General features: G+C 50.3%; 19 protein-coding genes and 1 pseudogene. 10 read left to right on the top strand and 10 right to left on the bottom strand.

The genetic code is table 11. The annotated features are described in order from the left end of the window. Positions 1-160: 160 nt before the first annotated feature. The 3 genes from C2U41_RS10005 to fabI all read right to left on the bottom strand — a co-directional run bounded on the left by C2U41_RS10005 (position 161) and on the right by fabI (position 4,316). A complete protein-coding gene (locus C2U41_RS10005; RefSeq protein WP_003020571.1) occupies positions 161-2,095 on the bottom strand; it encodes an exoribonuclease II in 1,935 nt (644 codons plus the stop codon). 89 nt (positions 2,096-2,184) lie between these two features. After that, positions 2,185-3,330 carry a carboxymuconolactone decarboxylase family protein gene (locus tag C2U41_RS10000; RefSeq protein ID WP_103848888.1) on the bottom strand — a complete coding sequence of 382 codons (1,146 nt, stop codon included), beginning with the start codon at positions 3,328-3,330 and terminating at the stop codon, positions 2,185-2,187. A gap of 197 nt (positions 3,331-3,527) precedes the next feature. After that, the gene (fabI, locus tag C2U41_RS09995) at positions 3,528-4,316 is read right to left on the bottom strand and encodes an enoyl-ACP reductase FabI (RefSeq protein WP_003020565.1); all 789 of its coding nucleotides are present in this window, start codon (positions 4,314-4,316) and stop codon (positions 3,528-3,530) included. A gap of 442 nt (positions 4,317-4,758) precedes the next feature. Here fabI and C2U41_RS09990 point away from each other — a divergent pair, with 442 nt between their 5' ends. Continuing rightward, entirely contained in the window at positions 4,759-5,448 is a 690-nt protein-coding gene (locus C2U41_RS09990; RefSeq protein ID WP_103848887.1) for an EAL domain-containing protein, read from the top strand. A 37-nt stretch (positions 5,449-5,485) separates the two neighbouring features. Here the strand turns inward: C2U41_RS09990 and sapF are convergent, their stop codons facing one another. From sapF to sapA, 5 genes are read right to left on the bottom strand one after another with little or no spacing between them, the layout of a single operon-like run. Beyond that, positions 5,486-6,292, bottom strand: coding sequence for a peptide ABC transporter ATP-binding protein SapF (sapF, locus tag C2U41_RS09985; RefSeq protein ID WP_103848886.1), 807 nt, complete (start codon positions 6,290-6,292; stop codon positions 5,486-5,488). Position 6,293: 1 nt separating this feature from the next. Continuing rightward, positions 6,294-7,286 (bottom strand): peptide ABC transporter ATP-binding protein SapD, encoded by a 993-nt coding sequence (sapD, locus tag C2U41_RS09980; RefSeq protein ID WP_003020556.1) that lies wholly within the window; start codon positions 7,284-7,286, stop codon positions 6,294-6,296. Next, positions 7,286-8,176: a peptide ABC transporter permease SapC gene (gene sapC, locus C2U41_RS09975; protein WP_003020550.1), complete on the bottom strand. Its 891-nt coding sequence runs from the start codon at positions 8,174-8,176 to the stop codon at positions 7,286-7,288. The genes sapD and sapC overlap by 1 nt, the downstream gene beginning before the upstream one ends. Further along, entirely contained in the window at positions 8,163-9,128 is a 966-nt protein-coding gene (gene sapB, locus C2U41_RS09970; RefSeq protein ID WP_003020545.1) for a peptide ABC transporter permease SapB, read from the bottom strand. The genes sapC and sapB overlap by 14 nt, the downstream gene beginning before the upstream one ends. Continuing rightward, complete coding sequence (gene sapA / locus C2U41_RS09965; protein ID WP_003840735.1) at positions 9,125-10,768, bottom strand: ABC transporter substrate-binding protein SapA; 1,644 nt, start codon at positions 10,766-10,768, stop codon at positions 9,125-9,127. Before sapA ends, sapB begins: the two co-directional genes overlap by 4 nt. Before the next feature lie 311 nt (positions 10,769-11,079). Between sapA and C2U41_RS09960 the strand changes: the two genes are divergently transcribed. Further along, positions 11,080-11,403 carry a hypothetical protein gene (locus C2U41_RS09960; RefSeq protein WP_003840736.1) on the top strand — a complete coding sequence of 108 codons (324 nt, stop codon included), beginning with the start codon at positions 11,080-11,082 and terminating at the stop codon, positions 11,401-11,403. Between the two features lie 8 nt (positions 11,404-11,411). Here C2U41_RS09960 and C2U41_RS09955 read toward each other — a convergent pair. Both C2U41_RS09955 and pspF read right to left on the bottom strand, forming a co-directional pair. Further along, positions 11,412-11,699: pseudogene (locus tag C2U41_RS09955) on the bottom strand (pentapeptide repeat-containing protein); the annotation flags it as partial. Positions 11,700-11,743: 44 nt separating this feature from the next. Further along, a complete protein-coding gene (pspF, locus tag C2U41_RS09950) occupies positions 11,744-12,733 on the bottom strand; it encodes a phage shock protein operon transcriptional activator (RefSeq protein ID WP_162597629.1) in 990 nt (329 codons plus the stop codon). A 155-nt stretch (positions 12,734-12,888) separates the two neighbouring features. Here pspF and pspA point away from each other — a divergent pair, with 155 nt between their 5' ends. The 8 genes from pspA to C2U41_RS09910 all read left to right on the top strand — a co-directional run bounded on the left by pspA (position 12,889) and on the right by C2U41_RS09910 (position 19,345). After that, the gene (gene pspA / locus C2U41_RS09945) at positions 12,889-13,557 is read left to right on the top strand and encodes a phage shock protein PspA (protein WP_103848885.1); all 669 of its coding nucleotides are present in this window, start codon (positions 12,889-12,891) and stop codon (positions 13,555-13,557) included. Positions 13,558-13,611: 54 nt separating this feature from the next. After that, positions 13,612-13,836, top strand: a complete 225-nt coding sequence (pspB, locus tag C2U41_RS09940; RefSeq protein ID WP_003020509.1) for an envelope stress response membrane protein PspB — start codon at positions 13,612-13,614, stop codon at positions 13,834-13,836. After that, positions 13,836-14,195, top strand: coding sequence for an envelope stress response membrane protein PspC (pspC, locus tag C2U41_RS09935; RefSeq protein WP_003020497.1), 360 nt, complete (start codon positions 13,836-13,838; stop codon positions 14,193-14,195). Before pspB ends, pspC begins: the two co-directional genes overlap by 1 nt. Before the next feature lie 8 nt (positions 14,196-14,203). Continuing rightward, positions 14,204-14,434 (top strand): phage shock protein PspD, encoded by a 231-nt coding sequence (gene pspD / locus C2U41_RS09930; RefSeq protein ID WP_003020493.1) that lies wholly within the window; start codon positions 14,204-14,206, stop codon positions 14,432-14,434. 164 nt (positions 14,435-14,598) lie between these two features. After that, entirely contained in the window at positions 14,599-16,305 is a 1,707-nt protein-coding gene (locus C2U41_RS09925) for a sugar phosphorylase (RefSeq protein ID WP_103848884.1), read from the top strand. Positions 16,306-16,321: 16 nt separating this feature from the next. Further along, complete coding sequence (locus tag C2U41_RS09920) at positions 16,322-17,614, top strand: ABC transporter substrate-binding protein (protein ID WP_103848883.1); 1,293 nt, start codon at positions 16,322-16,324, stop codon at positions 17,612-17,614. Between the two features lie 20 nt (positions 17,615-17,634). After that, positions 17,635-18,516 carry a carbohydrate ABC transporter permease gene (locus tag C2U41_RS09915; protein WP_103848896.1) on the top strand — a complete coding sequence of 294 codons (882 nt, stop codon included), beginning with the start codon at positions 17,635-17,637 and terminating at the stop codon, positions 18,514-18,516. Beyond that, positions 18,503-19,345, top strand: coding sequence for a carbohydrate ABC transporter permease (locus C2U41_RS09910; RefSeq protein ID WP_003020474.1), 843 nt, complete (start codon positions 18,503-18,505; stop codon positions 19,343-19,345). The genes C2U41_RS09915 and C2U41_RS09910 overlap by 14 nt, the downstream gene beginning before the upstream one ends. Positions 19,346-19,371: the final 26 nt, after the last annotated feature.

Here is a 19,371-nt window from a genome sequence, read left to right as displayed (position 1 = left end):
ATGTGTAATCCAGAATCCGTAAAAAGCAAAGCCAACGGAGCTGAAAAATAGTAAATAAATTTTTTGACTGGATGAAAGAAGTGTAGTGCGCGGTTGAAATTTGGGAGGTAAAAAGAAAACGACCTTTCAAAAATGAGAAAGGTCGCTTGATTTATGCGTGTTACGCGGCTGGACGCGCGATAACGCTGCGGGTTTCCATCCGTACTTCAGCGATAGTTACGTCAATCACATCTGTGACTTTGTAAACCACTTCACCTTTAATTTGCACGGTGCCGCTTTCCTGGCTGCATACCAGTTCATCACGAACGGCGTGCAGGAAGGGAGCAGGAATAAAGGCAACAGCGCCATTATCAACTAAACGCACGCGCATGCCACCGCGGCTGACGTCAATGATCTCGGCCGCAAAGCGGGTGTCGGTACCGGCTTTATCACTCAGGAAACGGGCGTAAAGCCAGTCACCCACGTCACGCTCAGCCATCCGGTTCAGGCGACGACGTTCTGCCATTTGCACGGTGGTATCATCCTGAGGTCGGGCGATGGTTTCGCCTTTGATGACAGCCTTAAGCAGACGGTGGTTGATCATATCGCCATACTTACGGATTGGGGAAGTCCAGGTGGCATATGCCTCCAGACCCAGCCCAAAGTGTGGACCTGGCTCAATACTTATTTCAGCGTAAGACTGGAAGCGGCGAATTCGGCTGTCGAGGAAGCCGGATGGCTGAGCATCCAGTTCGCGGCGCAGTTTGCAGAAACCTTCGAGAGTCAGGACTTCTTCGGCATCGACGTGCATACCGTGGGTTTTCAGCAGCGCGGCCAGAGCGTCGGCGTTGGCCGGGTCGAATCCCATATGGACGTTATAAATACCGAAGCCCAGCTTGTCGCGAAGCACACGGGCGGCGCAAATATTTGCCGCAATCATGGATTCTTCCACGATACGGTTTGCGATGCGGCGTGGCTCAGCGACGATGTCCAGTACTTCACCTTTTTCACCGAGAACGAAACGGTAATCCGGGCGATCTTTAAAGACCAGCGCGTGGTTATGACGCCACTCTCCTCGGCTCAGGCAAATACGATGCAGCAGACGGATCTGTTCCGCAATCGCGTCGTTTTCTGGTTGCCACTCGCCTGTACCTTCCAGCCAGTCGGAAACATTGTCATAGGCCAGCTTCGCTTTTGACTCAATTGTCGCAGCGAAGAAAGTGATGTTGTCTTCAATCGTGCCATCGGCGGTAATGCTCATACGACAAGCTAAAACCGGGCGCACTTCGTTCGCGCGCAGAGAGCAAAGATCGTCAGACAGCTCACGCGGCAACATCGGGATATTGAACCCCGGTAAATAATTGGTGAACGCGCGAATTTTTGCCGTTTTATCCAGCTTACTGCCTTCTGCAATCCAGGCTGTTGGGTCGGCAATGGCGACGGTTAATTGTAGCGTACCGTCAGCTTGTTCTTCAGCATACAGCGCATCGTCCATATCTTCGGTGCTGGCGCTGTCGATGGTGACGAAATTGAGGGCGGTTAAATCTTCACGAACCAGGCCTTCGTCCAGCATTTCGGTTGCTACGCCGTCCGGTGCTTCTTTTTCCAGATTATGGCGTGCCAGTGTGACCCACCACGGGACAAAGTGGTCATCAGCAAAAGTGATAAATTGGGTTAACTCGGCGTAGAAGGTGCGATCGCCTTTCAGCGGATGACGGCGCATTTCTGCAACCGCCCAGTCGCCTTCTTTAAATTCATGTTCAACGCCGCGGGTGGCACGACATGGAATAGCATCTTTCAGTAACGGATGATCCGGCACGATGGACAGACGATCATTTTTGCCCTGAACTTTACCCACGAAGCGCGTCAGGAAGGGTTCGATCAGTTCTTCCGGCTCTGCAGACTCACGATCTTTTTCTGTATGGATAACCGCAACAATGCGGTCGCCATGCATCACTTTTTTCATCTGCGGCGGTGGAATGAAATAGCTTTTTTGTGCATCGACTTCCAGGAAGCCAAAGCCTTTTTCCGTGGCTTTTACCACCCCTTCAGCACGTGGCGTCTGGGAATGTAGTTGCTGTTTAAGCTGCGCTAGCAGCGGGTTGTCCTGAAGCATAATTGTCTATTTTCGTGGCTAAAAGAGCGGCTGACAGTTTTACGCGATTCTGCCAGTGGCAGCAAGCGCTCTTTCAGTAAGTGGATCGGTTAATCAGTGTCGCCCAGCGCGATTTTCAAGCGATTCAACCATCCGCACAATCCACTCCAGGCTAGCAGGTTAATGGCCTGCTCTGAAGAGATTCCCTGATCGAACAAAGACGTTAACAGTGCGGTGCTAAAGCGGTCGGGCGCCCGGGTCAGCCATTGTACCGCCTGTAGGGTAACGCGCTCAACCGGATGTCGTTGTTCCCAACGTTGTAATTCACGTTCATCCAGGCGAAGCAGGGCGATAACGTCGACTAATTCATTTGCTGTATGCGCCTGCTCGTTAAAGCAGGCCACGCTGCCGTTAATTCGTGACGTCACCAGCGCTGCCAGTGAAAATTCCTGTACTGATACAGCGCTGCGCCGGGCACTGGAAATCAGCGTCGTGAGTAAATCTAAAATGACCGGTGAATGTATCAATAATGGCACCAACGCTCGCAGTTCATCGGGATATCCTCTGGCAGCGTTCTCATCATGGGGGGGATGTTTTTCGATCGGGAATGGTGCAGCATGCCAGGTTGTCTTTGTGGCGTTAAATAACGAAGCGTGAGCAAATTGCTGAATATCCAGCCCCGGTATTCGACGTACCGGATGACCAGACCAGGCCTGAAACAGGGCCACGGTTCGGGCCTGAAAACCGATGAAGCCGATGATTTGATTCATCAGAATATTATCGCTGGTGGTCAGTCCGACCGCTTCCAGATGCTGACGGTCGCGTTCGCCTATCACGGCAGGAGAGCTGGCAAGTTGGCGAGCATATTGGGTGATTTGTGCCAGTCGATGGTTACTTTCCCGCGAGGAGTCCGGACCGGGAAGCGGTGTTAAACGCGCGGCATAGTGATTACATAATCGCTGCACACCATACACCTGAGCGACGGTCAGGGCTGTACTCATCCGTTCATAGGCACTGAACGTATGCATCTGATTCAGGTTTACATGAGCCGGGAAGAGCGTCTGGGCAAGTTTACGGGCAGGGGTTAACCAGGATTGAAAAGGCGAAAGAGCGTCATCAGGTAATGCCAGATCCAGTAAAAAACTGTCGTCGACATGAGCGGCTTCCGGGACCAGCGGCAGAACATCTTGTGGATACGTGCTGGATTGCGTCTCATGATACCAGTGGCTTTTGCCTTCAATTCGGCGTTGTTCCATGGGCGTTCCTTGGTCTAAAAGTGGCGACCCGGACTCGTCGTCATACTACTACGCCGGATCGTTTGCGCTGCAATATCCTGACGTAAGCAGATGAGGGGATGAAAGATTGTTACGTGATAATAAATATCAGAAAGGCATATGTGGTAGCTGAGAGGAGTGTCATGGGCGGCGCAAGACCGCCCATCGAGGTCTTAGGATTATTTAAGTTCCAGCTCGTTCATTGCGGCGATGCTGAAGCCACCGTCAACGTGTACGACTTCACCAGAGATACCGGCAGAGAGATCGGAGCACAGAAATGCTGCGGAGTTACCCACATCTTCAATGGTAACGGTGCGGCGAATCGGTGTAACCGCTTCACAGTGCGCCAGCATTTTACGGAAATCTTTAATGCCAGAAGCGGCGAGTGTACGGATTGGACCTGCGGAAATGGCATTCACACGCACGCCTTCAGGTCCCATCGCATTAGCCATATAACGGACGTTCGCTTCCAGGGAGGCTTTCGCCAGGCCCATGACGTTATAGTTAGGGATTGCACGCTCTGCGCCCAGATAGGACAACGTTAGTAGCGCAGAGCCAGGGTTTAGCATGGAACGACATGCTTTTGCCATCGCAACAAAGCTGTAAGCGCTAATGTCATGCGCAATTTTAAATCCTTCGCGGGTAACTGCGTTCACATAATCGCCATCCAGCTGGTCAGCAGGTGCGAAGCCGATTGAGTGTACGAAACCGTCGAATTTCGGCCAGGTTTTGCTCAGTTCAGCAAACATGGCGTCAATGCTGGCATCTTCAGCCACATCACACTGCAAAACAATGTTGGAGCCTAATTGCGCTGCAAATTCTTCCACACGACCTTTCAGCTTGTCGTTCTGGTAGGTGAACGCCAGTTCAGCACCTTCGCGATGCATCGCCTGAGCGATTCCCCATGCGATAGACAATTTACTGGCAAGGCCTGTCACCAGAATACGCTTACCTGATAAAAAACCCATGGCTTTAATCCTTTTTGTTAACACTTATCTTTTACCAATCAATGAATTATGATTGACGCGTTAAGCTCACTCGAAATTGGTCTGAAATTATATCCCACGCCTTTTCCCTGAGGAATGGTTATCAACCTCACGTGACCAGTCACTTCATTGCAAGTGGGGAGTATATCATTCCCCTCCGGTTATGCTTCGTTCAGGCATTTAACGTCGGTGAATCAGAGAAAATGCAAGGTTTCAAAGGCATTGAAATGGTATTATTTCATTGCTAGCTGATGTTAATAAACATAGCAAGGTAGGAACTTTCTTAAAACAAAAAATATGACAATATTCAGCTTGTTATGATATATTGTTTTTATCGATCAATATCGACGCATTGATCGATCTTATTGATTGATTGTGATTAGAAGTGCATTATCATGACGTTATGATCAATTGGAGTGGTCTTATGCACTATCATTTCATCGCGGAAACGATGAGAGACACAACAGATAAATTACTGGGCGTAGAGATCAACGCCCGGTTTACTTCAGATACGGTTCAACCGTTGCATCCAGATTTCATCATTTCAGCGTGGGATAGCGAACAAAAGCGTAATTTCATGCTCGAGCAAATTCGATTAATTGCCGAAAAGCGTGACTGGTTTGAGCGCAACAACCTTATTTGTACCCTGAAACTCATTGACGAAATGGCGCTGTTGGCGATTGGTGATCCAGCCATCAAGTCGGCCTTACAGGCACTACCATTTATTGCGCTGGAACTTTCAGAACGTTTTTTGACGAATACCGTGTGCCTGAATAGTCTGTTGATTAATTCACTTCGCGGCGGCCCAAACGCATTGTGGTTAGACGATCTTGGCTCCGGCAGTGTAGGGGCCAGCCCGCTGGTTTGCGGTCATTTTGACGTTGTTAAACTGGATCGCGGTTTCTTCCTGGAACAGGTAGAAAAACCGATGTTCCCGGTGCTGATCAAAAATATCAGGGAATATTGCAACCGTGTTGTAGTGAAGGGAGTCGAAACAGCACAACTTGTCGACGAGGCCAGTGCTGCAGGTGTCTGGGCAATGCAGGGTGCCCTTTACCCGTCAGTCACGTTTACCGAAGTTGATACGCTGCTCTTACCTACGTTGTGTCACTGATGGCAGAATGCCCCCCGGTTAAGGGGGCATTCGTTTGTTAGCGATCTTTCCGCCAGGCGTCGGCGGTAAGCGCTTCGCCGAAATGACCTGCAATCAGGCGACGGGTAAGTTCATGCAACGGGGAGGCCAGAACGTCCGCTGTACTGCCGCGCTCAACAACTTCGCCCTGATGCATGACTAATACCTGGTCGCTGATGTGCTTCATCATGCCAATATGCTGAGTCACATAGATATATGAAATCCCTTGTTTTTCCTGTAATTCCAGCATCAGATTGATGAGCTGCGAACGCATCGACATGTCCAGAGAAGCCAGGGCTTCGTCGGCGATAATGACTTTGGGTCGTAAAATGAGCGCACGGGCAAGGCCCAGACGCTGTTTTTGCCCCGGCGCTAACATATGCGGGTAATAGCTTACGTGATCGGGCAGCAGTCCGACCATGCGCATGGTCTCCAAGATCTGTTTACGACGCTGCTCAGGCTCGAGGTCGGTATTCAGGCGTAGCGGAAAATCGAGGATCTGCGAGATACGTTGCCGAGGATTAAGCGATGTTGACGGATCCTGGAAAATCATACGGATCCGCTGACTACGAAATGAATAATCACCATATTTTAATGGATGATCGTCAATCAGCAGCTCACCGCTGGTAGGTTCAATCATACCCGCCAACATTTTTGCCAGCGTAGATTTCCCCGAACCGTTTTCACCAATGACGGCGAGCGTCTGACGTTCGCGCAGGGTGAAACTCAGGGGCTTGACGGCCTCCACGGTCTGGCGGCGAAATAAACCTGTCCGGTAGCGAAAGGTTTTGCTCAGATTACGAACTTCGAGCAGGGTTTCTACCATCTCACTCTCTCTCCATGTTCAGCGGGAAATGACAGGCGTAGAGATGATTCTTTGCTCCGGTCAGTCTTGGGGTTTCAATACATTCGCGTTGTGCATAAGGGCAGCGCGGCCCCAGACGACAGCCGATGGGTAATTGTTCCAGCAATGGAATTGCTCCTGGCATGGTATTCAGGCGGCTTTTGTGCGGCATTGCGCTACCAAAATCAGGAATAGCGCGAATCAACGCTTGAGTATAAGGATGATGCGGAATGGTCACCAAATCTTTACTTGGCGCGGTTTCCACCGTTTGTCCGCAGTACATCACGTTGATTTTGTCAGCCCACTGGCTGAGCATTTGCAGGTCATGGCTTATCAACAAAATGGTGGTATTGCTGTTTTGATTCAGACGGGTTAGCAGACGGAAAATTTGCGCCTGGGTGGTTGGCTCCATCGCGTTCGTCGGCTCATCGGCAATCAGCAAACGCGGCTGATTCGCCAATGCGATAGCGATCATGACCTTCTGGCATTCGCCGTCGGTTAGCTCATATGGGAAGCTGCGCATGGCATCTTTATGGTCTTTTATCCCGACGCGGTGTAAGAGTTCAATCGCACGGCGTTTGCGCCAGCCAATGCGCTGCCACCAGCGGCCCTTGTAAGTCCAGGCGGGAATATTTTGCATTAGCTGCCGTCCGATCCGCTCGGACGGATCGAGACATGACTGTGGCTCCTGAAAAATCATGGAGACGTTATGACCGACCAGTTTGCGTCGTTCACGCGCGGAAAGGCGTAGCAGATCGATATCATCAAAACGCATACGGTCTGCGGTTACGCGCCAGTTATCTTTAGCGACGCCGCAAATGGCCTTAGCGATCAGACTTTTGCCGGAACCAGACTCGCCGACCAGCCCGCGGATTTCACCCTCGTTGAGGGTCATGCTGACGCGATCAACTGCCTTAACCCAGTCGTCACCGGTTCTGAATTCAATCGTCAGGTTGCGGATATCCAGTAATGGCATTATTCCACCCCCGCAATAATTGCGCGGCGCACGCCGTCACCCAGTAGGTTAACCAGCAGCACGCTTATCATAATCGCTGCGCCTGGCAGCATGACCGTCCACGGTGCGACATAAATCAGCTCCAGTGCGTCGCCGAGCATGGCCCCCCATTCCGGGGATGGCAGCTGTGCGCCAAGGTCGAGAAAACCCAGCGCGGCGATATCCAGAATCGCCATCGACAGTGCGCGGGTGATTTCAGTAATCAGACCGGCGGTAATATTGGGCAGAACGGCAAACCACAGAATATTCAGTGTGGTTGCACCATCCAGGCGAGCGGCAATGACGTATTCTTTCTCCAGCTCGTCATGCACCATGCTGTAAACGGAGCGCACCATGCGCGGCAGCAACGCCAGCCAGACCGCAAACATGGCGTGTGTCAGATGCGGTCCGGCAAAGGCCACCACAATAATCGCCAGCAGCAGAGAAGGGATCGACAGCAGGGTGTCCAGAATGTGGTTCAGCACTGCGGAGCGCAAGCCGTGCGTCGCACCGGCAACTACGCCCAATACAAGGCCACACAGTGTGGCGGCAAGAGTGACGACAAACGCGCCTCCAACGGTCGGGGCCGCGCCGCTGAGCAGACGACTTAAAACGTCTCGTCCCAGATCGTCTGTTCCGAGGAAGAAAGAGACTTCGCCATAGCGTGACCATGACGGCGGTAAAAGCTGATAGCCGAGAAATTGCTGATCGATGCCGTAAGGGGCAAACCAACCACCAAAAATACACAAAACAGCCAATCCCGCGCAGCCGTACAGGCCGATCATCGCAGTTGCATCACCATAGAAATTGCGCCATGCGGTGCGTAACGTACCTGGCGGGCGTTTTTCGCTATAGACGCTATCGTAAGGCATACCATTCCTTATGTTTCAGAGGGTTAGCCATAGCACCCAAAATATCAGAGATAACGTTGACGATGATAACCAGTGAGCCAATCACCATAACGCCCGCTGAAATCGCCGCGTAATCCTGCTGGCGAATCGCGTTAATCAACCAACGGCCAAGACCAGGCCAGCTAAAGACCATCTCGGTGATCATCGCCAGCGTCAGCATGGTGGAAAACTGTAAGCCCAGACGCGGGATCACCGGCGGCAGGGCGTTGTGCAGAACGTGACGGCGCAGAATCGTTAAGCGTGACAAACCGCGTGTGGCCGCCGCTTTGACGTAGTTCTGATCAAAGACCTCAATGGTGCTGATACGCATCAGGCGGATGACTTCGGTGGTGGGCGCAACGGAGAGCGTTAGCACCGGGAGCACCATATGACGGATAGCGCTGACCAGCATTTCATCGCGCCAGGGTGAGTCGGAGATCCACGCATCAATAATGGCAAAACCGGTAACGGGTTTCACCTCGTAGAGAAGATCAAAACGCCCGGAAACGGGTAACCAGCCGAGGGTCAGTGAGAAGAGCAATGTCAGCAGCAGAGCCAGCCAAAAAACGGGAATAGAAAACCCCATGAGAGCCAATGCGCTGATGCAACGATCCTGCCATTTGTTGCGCGTGATGCCTGCCAGCATCCCAACGGGGATCCCGACCATTAGTGCAAAACCAAAGGCAAGAATGCACAGTTCCATTGTGGCCGGGAACACCTCTTTCAGTTGTTCTGAGATCAACTGACCGTTGATACTGGATACGCCGAAATCCCAGTGAATGAGACCATTGAACCAGAATACCCAGGCGTTCCACAACGATGCGCCCTGTAACGGCGCATGAGGTGTGAAGTAGCTCAGGCTGAATCCAATAAAGGTCAGAAAGAACAGGGTGACCAGCAGCAACAAAAATCGACGCAGGGTGAAGATAATCATGGTTTTTTCACCTCATCTTTCTTTTCCCGGGACACCCCGGCAAAAGAGGAATTGCCGAACGGACTGAGCACCAGCCCTTTGATGTCGTAGCGGTAAGCCTGTAGACGCAGTGAAGAGGCCAGCGGCAGGATCGGTAACTCTTGCGCAAGAATATTTTGCGCTTCGTCATAGGCATCAATTCGCGATGAAAGCTGCTGCGAAGAGAGGGCTTTGCGCAGAATGCTGTCAAACTGCGGATTACACCAGTGGGCAAAGTTGGTCTGTGAATTGATGGCGGCACAGCTGAGCAACGGCCGGAAAAAACTGTCAGGATCGTTACTGTCCGTCGCCCAGCCGGATAACGTCAGATCATGGTTCATATCCATTAATCTTGCCTCCTGAAAACGGCCTTCTACCGGGATGATCTTCACTTTCACACCCACCTGAGCCATATCTGCCTGAATCAGCTCTGCGGTTTTCAGCGGACTGGGGTTCCAGGCCTGAGAGCTGGTAGGAACCCAAAGTTGTAACGTCAGATTCTCCAGCCCCAGCGCTTTTAGCTGCTCGCGCGATTTTGCCGGGTTGTACTCTGTAATTTTAGCTTCGTTATCATAAGCCCACGAGGCGCGAGGCAAAATAGATGCCGCGGTCTCTGCCGTCCCGTAGTAGATAGACTGCATTAACCGTTGGTTGTTGATCGCTAGCGCCAGCGCATGCCGCACTGCAGGGTTATTCAACGGCGGTTTATTGGTGTTGAACGCCAGGTAGGCAATGTTCATCCCCGGGCGCAGCGTCAGACGCAGGCGAGGGTCATCGCGCAATATGCTGAGCTGGCTGGCAGCAGGCCAGGCTAAAACGTCACATTCGCCGGTCAGTAACTTTGATAACCGTCCGGTTCCGCCAGAACCGAGGTCCACTACCACCTGCGGCATCAGAGGAGTGCCACGCCAGAATTTTTCATGCCGCTGCAACCGAATATATTGGCCGGCACGATTCTCCGAAAGTTGGTACGGTCCTGTGCCGACAGGTTGTCTGTCGAGCAGTTCCTGACGATCCTGTTTTGCCAGGTTAGCCGCATATTCCGCCGACATTACGGAGGCATAGTGTGTGGCAAGATGCCACATAAAGGAGGCATCAGGTTGAGTTAAGCGGAATTCAACGGTGTTGTTGTCCAGTTTGCGCACACTTTGGACGTTATCGGCGAACTGCAGGCTGTCGAAGTAGGGGAAATTGCTGCCGTTCACATTGTGCCATGGATGGTGGCGATCAAAGATGCGCTCGAAGGTAAACACCACATCGTCTGCATTCAGTTTGCGGGTGGGAGTGAACCAGGCGGTCTTTTGAAACTGTACGTCACGACGCAGATGGAAGCGGTAGGTTGCGCCGTTATCCAGCACCTCCCAGCTTTCAGCCAGCTCAGGCACCAGTCGATAGGTGTAGGGATCTACATCAAGCAGTCGGTCATACAATTGGGCCGCTAACGTGTCGACGATGAGACCACTGCTCGTTTTTTGCGGGTTGAACGTATTGACCTGCCCGCTGACGCAATAGACAAACCCACTGTCACGTATATCAGCGTGCGAAGCTTGCTCAGGCGCAGCAGCAGCCTGACCACTCAGAAATCCAGCCATCACGATCAGAGATGATAAAACCAGGCGCATAATTTTAATGGATTATATAAAGAGGCTATCTTACTAATACTTAATGACATTTGCCATTACCGTTTGTTTTTGGGAGCAACAGGTTCGATAAGCGCGAGTTCAACACCGCGTCATGGTCAAAATTCATACCTGCTATCCACTTTGAATCTACTCTGTTAACTATCTTAGCATTTTCATGCCCCATCTGACTTGCTATAAACGCGGTGCAGGATGTGGACAGTTGGCGTAATTTGTTACGGTTTCCTCGCTGTGACTAAATGCGTAAGCGATTACAATGCGTTAGTGTACGAATCAACGGGAATATTTAATAAATGAGCAACTTAGCGGATTATGTCAATGCTATAAAAATAGGCAAAAATGTTATTTGTATTGAGGATGTCAGTAAACGGGATGACATGGCTGAAGTTGAGATTATAAATAAGACATGGCTTCATGATTCGGGAGTGGTTATTCGTTGTTCTCGCGAAAATGAATTGGTTAAATATTCATCAAATGCCTGTCCAGAATGCAGCATTAGATGGCATGTCGTTGATGCGGCAGGTCAGGATATTCGTCCACTGGAGAAAACGTTTCACAATGCTTGCCAGGAGTCGTACTGGTTAAAAGTAAATCGTCAAACGCATCTCCCGGTGTAAACGCTGGGCTAACCAATCACAGCGATACCAAGCCGCTCCATGAGCAACGATGCCTGGTAGTTGTCTAACTTAACGCCTTGTAAATCAACACCCCGAATATCTAAGTCACCTAACTCCGAATTGGTCAGATCGCAATGTGCGAAGTTTGCTGTTTGCCAGTCGAAAGTAGAAAACTCGCCGCCGGAGAGATCTGAGCCACTGAATGTCGCACCCAGTACCTGAGTCCCCATCCAGCGGTTCTCCCGCAGCTCACACTTTTCCAACACGACTTTCGAAACATTGGTGTAGCTTAGATGAGGTTATGCGTCAAACCCGCCAGTATGACACTTGCGAATGCGTGCTAGATCTGGTGCTTCTTCAGCAAGGCTCGTAGCTGATGATAAGTCAGACCCAGTAATTCAGCGGCTTTTTTCTGGTTAAATTTAGCCAGCAGCAAGCTGGTTTGTAGAAAGTCTTTCTCTTGTTGCTGCTGGAATTCACGCAGATCCAGCGGTAATGCTGCAGATGTTGGTTTTGCTTCCTGCACCTGAGATTCCACGACATGACGGCGGAAGGGATCAATGATTATCTCATCCAGCGGGTAATCACTGGTCCCATGTCGATAAACGGATCGCTCCACGACGTTTTTCAGTTCACGAATATTGCCCGGCCAACGGTAGTGGAGGAGCGTTTCTCTGGCTTCGGCACTAAACCCTGGAAACAGTGGTAACCCGATCTCGCGGCACATCTGAATGGCAAAATGCTCGGCCATTAACATTATGTCGCTTTGGCGTTCGCGTAACGGTGGGAGTTGCACTACGTCAAAGGCCAGACGATCCAGCAGGTCCGCGCGAAAAGTGCCTTCGTTGACCATGCGAGGTAAGTCGGCATTGGTTGCACAAACAAGTCGTACGTTAACTTGCAACGGCTGGCTGCCGCCAACACGTTCCAGCTCTCCATATTCAATAACGCGCAGCAATTTTTCCTGCACCAACATTGGGGCGGTTGCCAGTTCATCGAGAAACAGCGTACCGCCGTCGGCGCGTTCGAAACGTCCAGGATGGCGTTTTTGAGCGCCGGTAAAGGCACCTGCTTCGTGACCAAACAGTTCGGAATCAAGCAAGTTCTCGTTGAGCGCTGCGCAGTTAAGTGAAATAAACGGGCCTTGCCAACGGGTGGAGAGATAGTGCAGGCGGTTGGCAATAAGCTCTTTCCCAGTACCTCGCTCACCGATAACCAGGACAGGCTTATCCAGCGGCGCCAGATGAGAAACCTGCTCCAGCACTTCAATAAAGCTGTTTGCTTCACCCAGAAGATTATCTTTGTATCCTGCCATGATGAAATTCACCATTTGTTAGTGTTATTCACCAATTTACCCTAATTCTCTCGCCAGGTAAAATTAGATATAATTATTAAAATCAATTAGATAAAAAGTTGGCACGCCAAGTGCATTACGAAATCAGCAGGGCATAGCCCGATATCAGAACAGTAAGTGAGGATTACATTATGGGTATTTTTTCTCGTTTTGCCGACATCGTGAACGCCAACATTAATGCGTTGCTGGAAAAGGCTGAAGATCCGCAGAAGCTGGTGCGGTTAATGATCCAGGAAATGGAAGATACGCTGGTTGAGGTGCGTTCAAACTCCGCACGCGCTCTGGCAGAAAAGAAACAATTATCTCGTCGTATCGAACAGGCCAGCGCGCAACAGGCAGAGTGGCAAGAAAAAGCTGAGCTGGCTCTGCGCAAAGAGAAAGAAGATTTGGCGCGTTCTGCGTTAATCGAAAAACAGAAATTGACTGACCTGATTGCCTCTCTGGAGCATGAAGTCACGCTGGTTGACGATACGCTGGCGCGTATGAAAAAAGAGATTGGTGAGCTGGAAAATAAACTCAGTGAAACCCGTGCTCGTCAGCAGGCACTGATGTTACGTCATCAGGCAGCGAGTTCTTCACGTGATGTTCGTCGTCAACTGGACAGCGGTAAACTTGATGAAGCGATGGTGCGCTTTGAATCTTTCGAGCGTCGTATCGATCAGATGGAAGCTGAGGCTGAAAGCCATAATTTCGGTAAACAGAAGTCCCTGGATCAGCAATTTGCTGACCTGAAAGCAGATGATGAAATCAGCGAGCAGCTGGCGCAACTTAAAGCCAAAATGCAGCAAGACAAGCAATAATAACATCTGGCGGCGCCCGATCGCGCCGCCGCTCATCACCTGTAAGGAGTACTCATGAGCGCGCTATTTCTGGCTATCCCGTTAACTATCTTTGTGCTGTTTGTTTTACCGATTTGGCTCTGGCTGCATTACAGCAACCGTTCCAGTCGTGGCGAACTGTCGCAAAGTGAACAGCAACGTCTGGTCGAACTCAACGATGACGCACAGCGGATGCGTGAGCGCATTCAGGCGCTGGAAGACATCCTTGATGCTGAACATCCAAACTGGAGGGACCGCTAATGGGAGGCGTTAATCTGAACAAAAAACTGTGGCGTATTCCGCAGCAGGGCATGGTTAAGGGGGTTTGTGCGGGTATTGCGCATTATCTCGATGTGCCTGTGAAGCTGGTACGGATCCTGGTGGTGCTGTCAGTCTTTTTTGGTCTGGCCTTTTTCACCTTCGTCGCTTACATCGTGCTGACGTTTGTATTGGATCCGATGCCGGATAATGTGGTTTCCGGCGAGCAGCAGCCATCAAGCGGTGAGCTGTTGGATGCCGTCGATCGCGAGCTGGCGGCTAGTGAAAAGCGTTTGCGTGAAATGGAACGTTATGTGACGTCCGATACTTTTTCCTTACGTAGTCGTTTCCGCCAATTGTGAGGTTAGAAATGAACAATCGCTGGCAACGTGCCGGGCAAAGGGTTAAGCCGGGCTTTAAAATAGCAGGTAAGCTGGTGCTTTTAACGGCGCTTCGCTACGGCCCGGCGGGGGTAGCAGGGTGGGCGGTGAAATCCGTCGCCCGACGCCCGCTAAAAATGCTGCTGGCGTTGGTTCTGGAACCTGTGTTGAGTCGGGCTGCGGCAAAATTGTCGAAACGATATTCCGGTAATCGAACCTGATATTTGAATCAGTAAAAGCAAGCAACAATTAATCAACATTCCCTCAGTTAATTTGCGGCAGCTCACAAATACGATTTTTTGGCTGCCAAAATTCTTTTTTTACCCCCCTTCAGACCACCTCAGCTGATTGACAGCTTATTTTACGCAGAGTAGTCTCTTGGTCCATGGGACCGCTACCACGAGAATCGAAGGTGAACCAAAAAATCCAAAAATGCCTGACAGAAGTTTATGGTCATACATTTACTTCATGCCACTATGAAGCGCTGTTTGCACGTTTAGAGAAATCACAGGGATTAATTAAAAAAATCCGTAAAGCGCATTGGGATGAGGGCGATGTGGTGCTTATTACCTACGCCGATCAATTCCACGGGGTTGGTAAAAAACCGTTGCCGACGTTTAATCAGTTTTATAATGAATGGTTTAAGTCGACATTTTCTCATGTGCATCTTCTGCCATTTTATCCGTGGTCATCGGATGATGGTTTTTCCGTGATTAATTACCATCAGGTTGCCGAAGAAACCGGTGACTGGAATGATATTAAGGAATTAGGTGAGTCCAGTCGACTGATGTTTGATTTTGTTTGTAACCATATGTCAGCTAAAAGCGAGTGGTTTAATAATTATTTGCAACAGCTTGACGGTTATGAAAATTTCTTTATTGCAATGGATCCTGATACGGACCTGAGCAACGTCACACGTCCACGCGCATTACCGTTACTGACACCATTTACGCTAAAAGATAACACCGTGCGCCATTTATGGACGACGTTCAGCGATGACCAGATCGATCTCAACTATGCCAACCCGGTGGTGTTACTGGCGATGGTCGATGTGCTGCTGAGCTATCTTGAGCAGGGCGCAGATTATGTTCGCCTGGATGCGGTTGGCTTTATGTGGAAAGAGCCTGGAACGAGCTGTATTCATCTGGAAAAAACGCATCAGCTTATCAAACTATTCCGCGCTATTGCGGACTGCGCGGCGCCTGGTACGGCGATTATTACCGAAACCAACGTCCCGCATAAGGATAACGTGTCCTACTACGGTAATGGCCATGATGAAGCGCATATGGTGTACCAGTTCTCGCTGCCGCCGCTGGTGCTGCATGCGGTACAACGCCAGGACACGTCGATATTGTGCCAGTGGGCGCAATCACTGGAGCTGCCGTCTGGTGAGACAACCTGGTTTAATTTTCTCGCATCACATGATGGCATTGGTCTCAACCCATTACGCGGTTTGTTGCCTGAAGACGAGATCATGCGGCTGGTGACAGAACTACAACAGGAAGGTGCGCTGGTTAACTGGAAAAATAACCCTGATGGCAGTCGCAGTCCGTATGAAATTAACGTGACATATATGGATGCGCTAACCCCTGGTAATTGTAGCGATGCCGAACGGTTTTCTCGCTTTATTCTCGCACATGCCATTTTGCTGAGTTTTCCAGGCGTGCCGGCGGTTTACATTCAAAGCATACTTGGATCACGCAATGATTATAAAGGTGTTGAGACGTTCGGTTATAACCGCGCGATCAACCGCAAAAAATATCAGGTGAGACAAATAGAAGCGGAGATGGCAGATGAAACCAGTTTGCGTCACGCTATTTATCATGAGTTATCCCGACTAATTGTAATACGTCGTAATAATAAAGCATTTCATCCTGATAGTGATTTTCAAATTAACAGTATTACACCAGCCGTAATGCAAATTAAACGTACTGCGGAAACAGGTGAGGAAATTACCGGGTTATTTAATGTCAGCGGTCATACTCAAACCATTCGTATTGATATAGAAAATGGAGTTGATTTGATTGGCGGTAAAACTATTTCCGGTAAGGAATTAACGTTGTACGCCTGGCAGGTCATGTGGGTTAAGTAATAAAAAGGAACATTTCATGCTTAAAGCTAAAATTGTGCTGATTTCAGCACTGGTTTCCTGCGCCCTGGTTTCCGGGTGTAAGGATGATAAAAAGTCCTCTGTCGCGATTGAATTTATGCACTCTTCTGTTGAGCAGGAGCGGCAGGCGGTCATTGCAAAACTGATTGAGCGTTTTGAAAAAGAAAACCCGGGCATCAGCGTCAAACAGGTTCCTGTGGAAGAAGATGCTTACAACACCAAGGTCATCACCCTGGCGCGCAGCGGTTCACTACCTGAAGTCATTGAAACCAGCCATGACTACGCGAAAGTTATGGATAAAGAATCCCTCATCGACCGTAAAGCGGTAGCGCAGGTCATCAACGGTGTAGGTGAGGGTACTTTTTATGATGGTGTCCTGCGTATTGTACGCACTGAAGACGGTAGTGCATGGACCGGGGTTCCGGTCAGCGCCTGGATTGGCGGGATCTGGTACCGCAAAGATGTGCTGGCAAAAGCCGGACTGGAAGAGCCAAAAGACTGGCAGCAATTGCTAAACGTGGCGCAGAAGCTCAACAATCCTGGCAGTAAGAAATACGGCATTGCGCTGCCGACGGCAGAAAGCGTTTTGACCGAACAGTCATTCTCCCAGTTTGCGCTCTCTAACCAGGCCAACGTTTTTGATGCGCAGGGAAAGATTACGCTCGACACACCTGAAATGGCGCAGGCGTTGCAGTATTACCGCCAACTTGCCATGAACACTATGCCTGGTTCGAACGACATCATGGAAGTCAAAGATGCTTTCATGAACGGCACGGCGCCAATGGCGATTTATTCCACCTATATCCTCCCGGCGGTGATCAAAGAGGGCGATCCTAAAAATGTTGGCTTTATGGTGCCGACGGAAAAAAATTCCGCTGTTTACGGCATGCTGACGTCGCTGACCATTACCGCAGGTCAAAAAACCGAAGAAACAGAAGCGGCAGAGAAATTTGTCACCTTTATGGAGCAGGCAGACAACATTGCGGACTGGGTCATGATGTCGCCAGGGGCGGCGCTGCCGATCAACAAAGCGGTGGTGAATACTTCGACGTGGAAAGATAACGCTGTTATCAAAGCGCTGGGTGAATTACCCGATCAACTGATTGCCGAACTGCCAAATATTCAGGTCTTTGGTGCCGTCGGTGATAAGAACTTTACCCGCATGGGCGACGTAACCGGCTCCGGCATCGTGAGTACCATGGTGCACAACGTCACGGTAGGAAAAGCTGACCTTTCATCGACCATCAAGGCAAGCCAGACAAAACTGGATGACCTCGTTGAACAGCGCTAATGGGGAAATGGAAAGCCGTGATGAATAAGTTCTTTTCAGGTCGATCTGATATGCCATTTGCCATGCTGCTGCTGGCGCCCAGCTTGCTGTTATTGGGCGGTTTAGTGGCGTGGCCAATGATATCTAACATCGAAATCAGCTTTATGCGTTTGCCGCTTAATCCGCAAATTGAGTCTACGTTTGTCGGGCTGAGCAACTATATCCGTATCTTATCCGATCCCGGATTCTGGCATTCGCTGTGGATGACGGTCTGGTATACCGCGCTGGTTGTGGCAGGGAGCACGGTGCTGGGGCTGGGAGTGGCGATGTTTTTTAACCGTGAGTTTCGTCTGCGGAAAACTGCGCGCTCACTGGTCATCCTCTCTTACGTAACGCCATCAATTTCGCTGGTGTTTGCCTGGAAATACATGTTCAACAACGGCTACGGCATTGTGAACTACCTCGGCGTGGATCTGTTGCATCTCTACGATCAGGCTCCGCTGTGGTTCGACAATCCCGGTAGCAGCTTCGCGCTGGTCGTGTTGTTCGCCATCTGGCGCTACTTCCCGTATGCCTTTATCTCGTTTCTGGCGATTTTACAGACTATTGATAAATCGTTGTATGAGGCGGCAGAAATGGATGGCGCGAACGCCTGGCAACGGTTTCGCATCGTCACGCTGCCAGCGATCATGCCGGTACTGGCGACCGTAGTCACACTGCGTACGATCTGGATGTTTTATATGTTCGCCGATGTTTATCTGCTGACCACTAAAGTCGATATTCTCGGGGTCTATCTCTATAAAACAGCGTTTGTATTTAATGACTTAGGAAAAGCGGCCGCGATTTCTGTTGTCCTCTTCGTCATCATTTTCGCTGTTATCCTGCTGACCAGAAAACGGGTGAACCTCAATGGCAACAAATAAGCGCACGCTTGGCCGCATTGGCTTTTACTGTGGATTAATTGTCTTCCTGGGCATCACGTTATTTCCATTTTTTGTGATGCTGATGACCTCATTTAAAAGCGCAAAAGAGGCGATTTCGCTGCATCCGACGCTGTTACCGCAGCAATGGACGCTGGAACATTACATCGACATCTTCAACCCGATGATTTTCCCGTTTGTTGACTACTTCCGTAATAGCCTGGTGGTATCGGTGACTTCTTCGGTGGTGGCGGTATTTCTGGGCGTGCTCGGGGCGTATGCGCTTTCCCGCCTGCGTTTTAAGGGACGAATGACCATCAATGCCAGTTTTTACACGGTGTACATGTTTTCGGGGATCCTGCTGGTGGTGCCGTTATTCAAGATCATTACGGCACTCGGCATCTACGACACCGAAATGGCGTTGATTATCACTATGGTCACCCAGACGCTGCCGACAGCAGTGTTCATGTTGAAAAGCTATTTCGACACCATTCCGGATGAGATCGAAGAAGCCGCGATGATGGATGGGTTGAACCGACTGCAGATCATCTTTCGTATTACCGTGCCGTTGGCAATGTCTGGTCTGGTTTCGGTCTTTGTGTACTGCTTTATGGTGGCGTGGAATGACTATCTGTTTGCTTCGATTTTCCTTTCCAGCGCCAGCAATTTTACCTTACCGGTCGGTCTGAACGCGCTGTTCAGTACACCTGACTATATCTGGGGACGCATGATGGCTGCATCGTTAGTCACTGCATTGCCGGTGGTCATTATGTATGCGCTTTCCGAACGTTTTATTAAAAGTGGTTTGACCGCTGGCGGCGTGAAAGGCTAAGCGGCCAGTTTAATTAAGGAGTTGTA

Source organism: Citrobacter freundii complex sp. CFNIH4 (assembly GCF_002934505.1).
In the GTDB taxonomy this organism is placed as follows: Bacteria; Pseudomonadota; Gammaproteobacteria; order Enterobacterales; family Enterobacteriaceae; genus Citrobacter; species Citrobacter freundii.
This window is presented reverse-complemented; position numbering and strand designations above follow the sequence as displayed.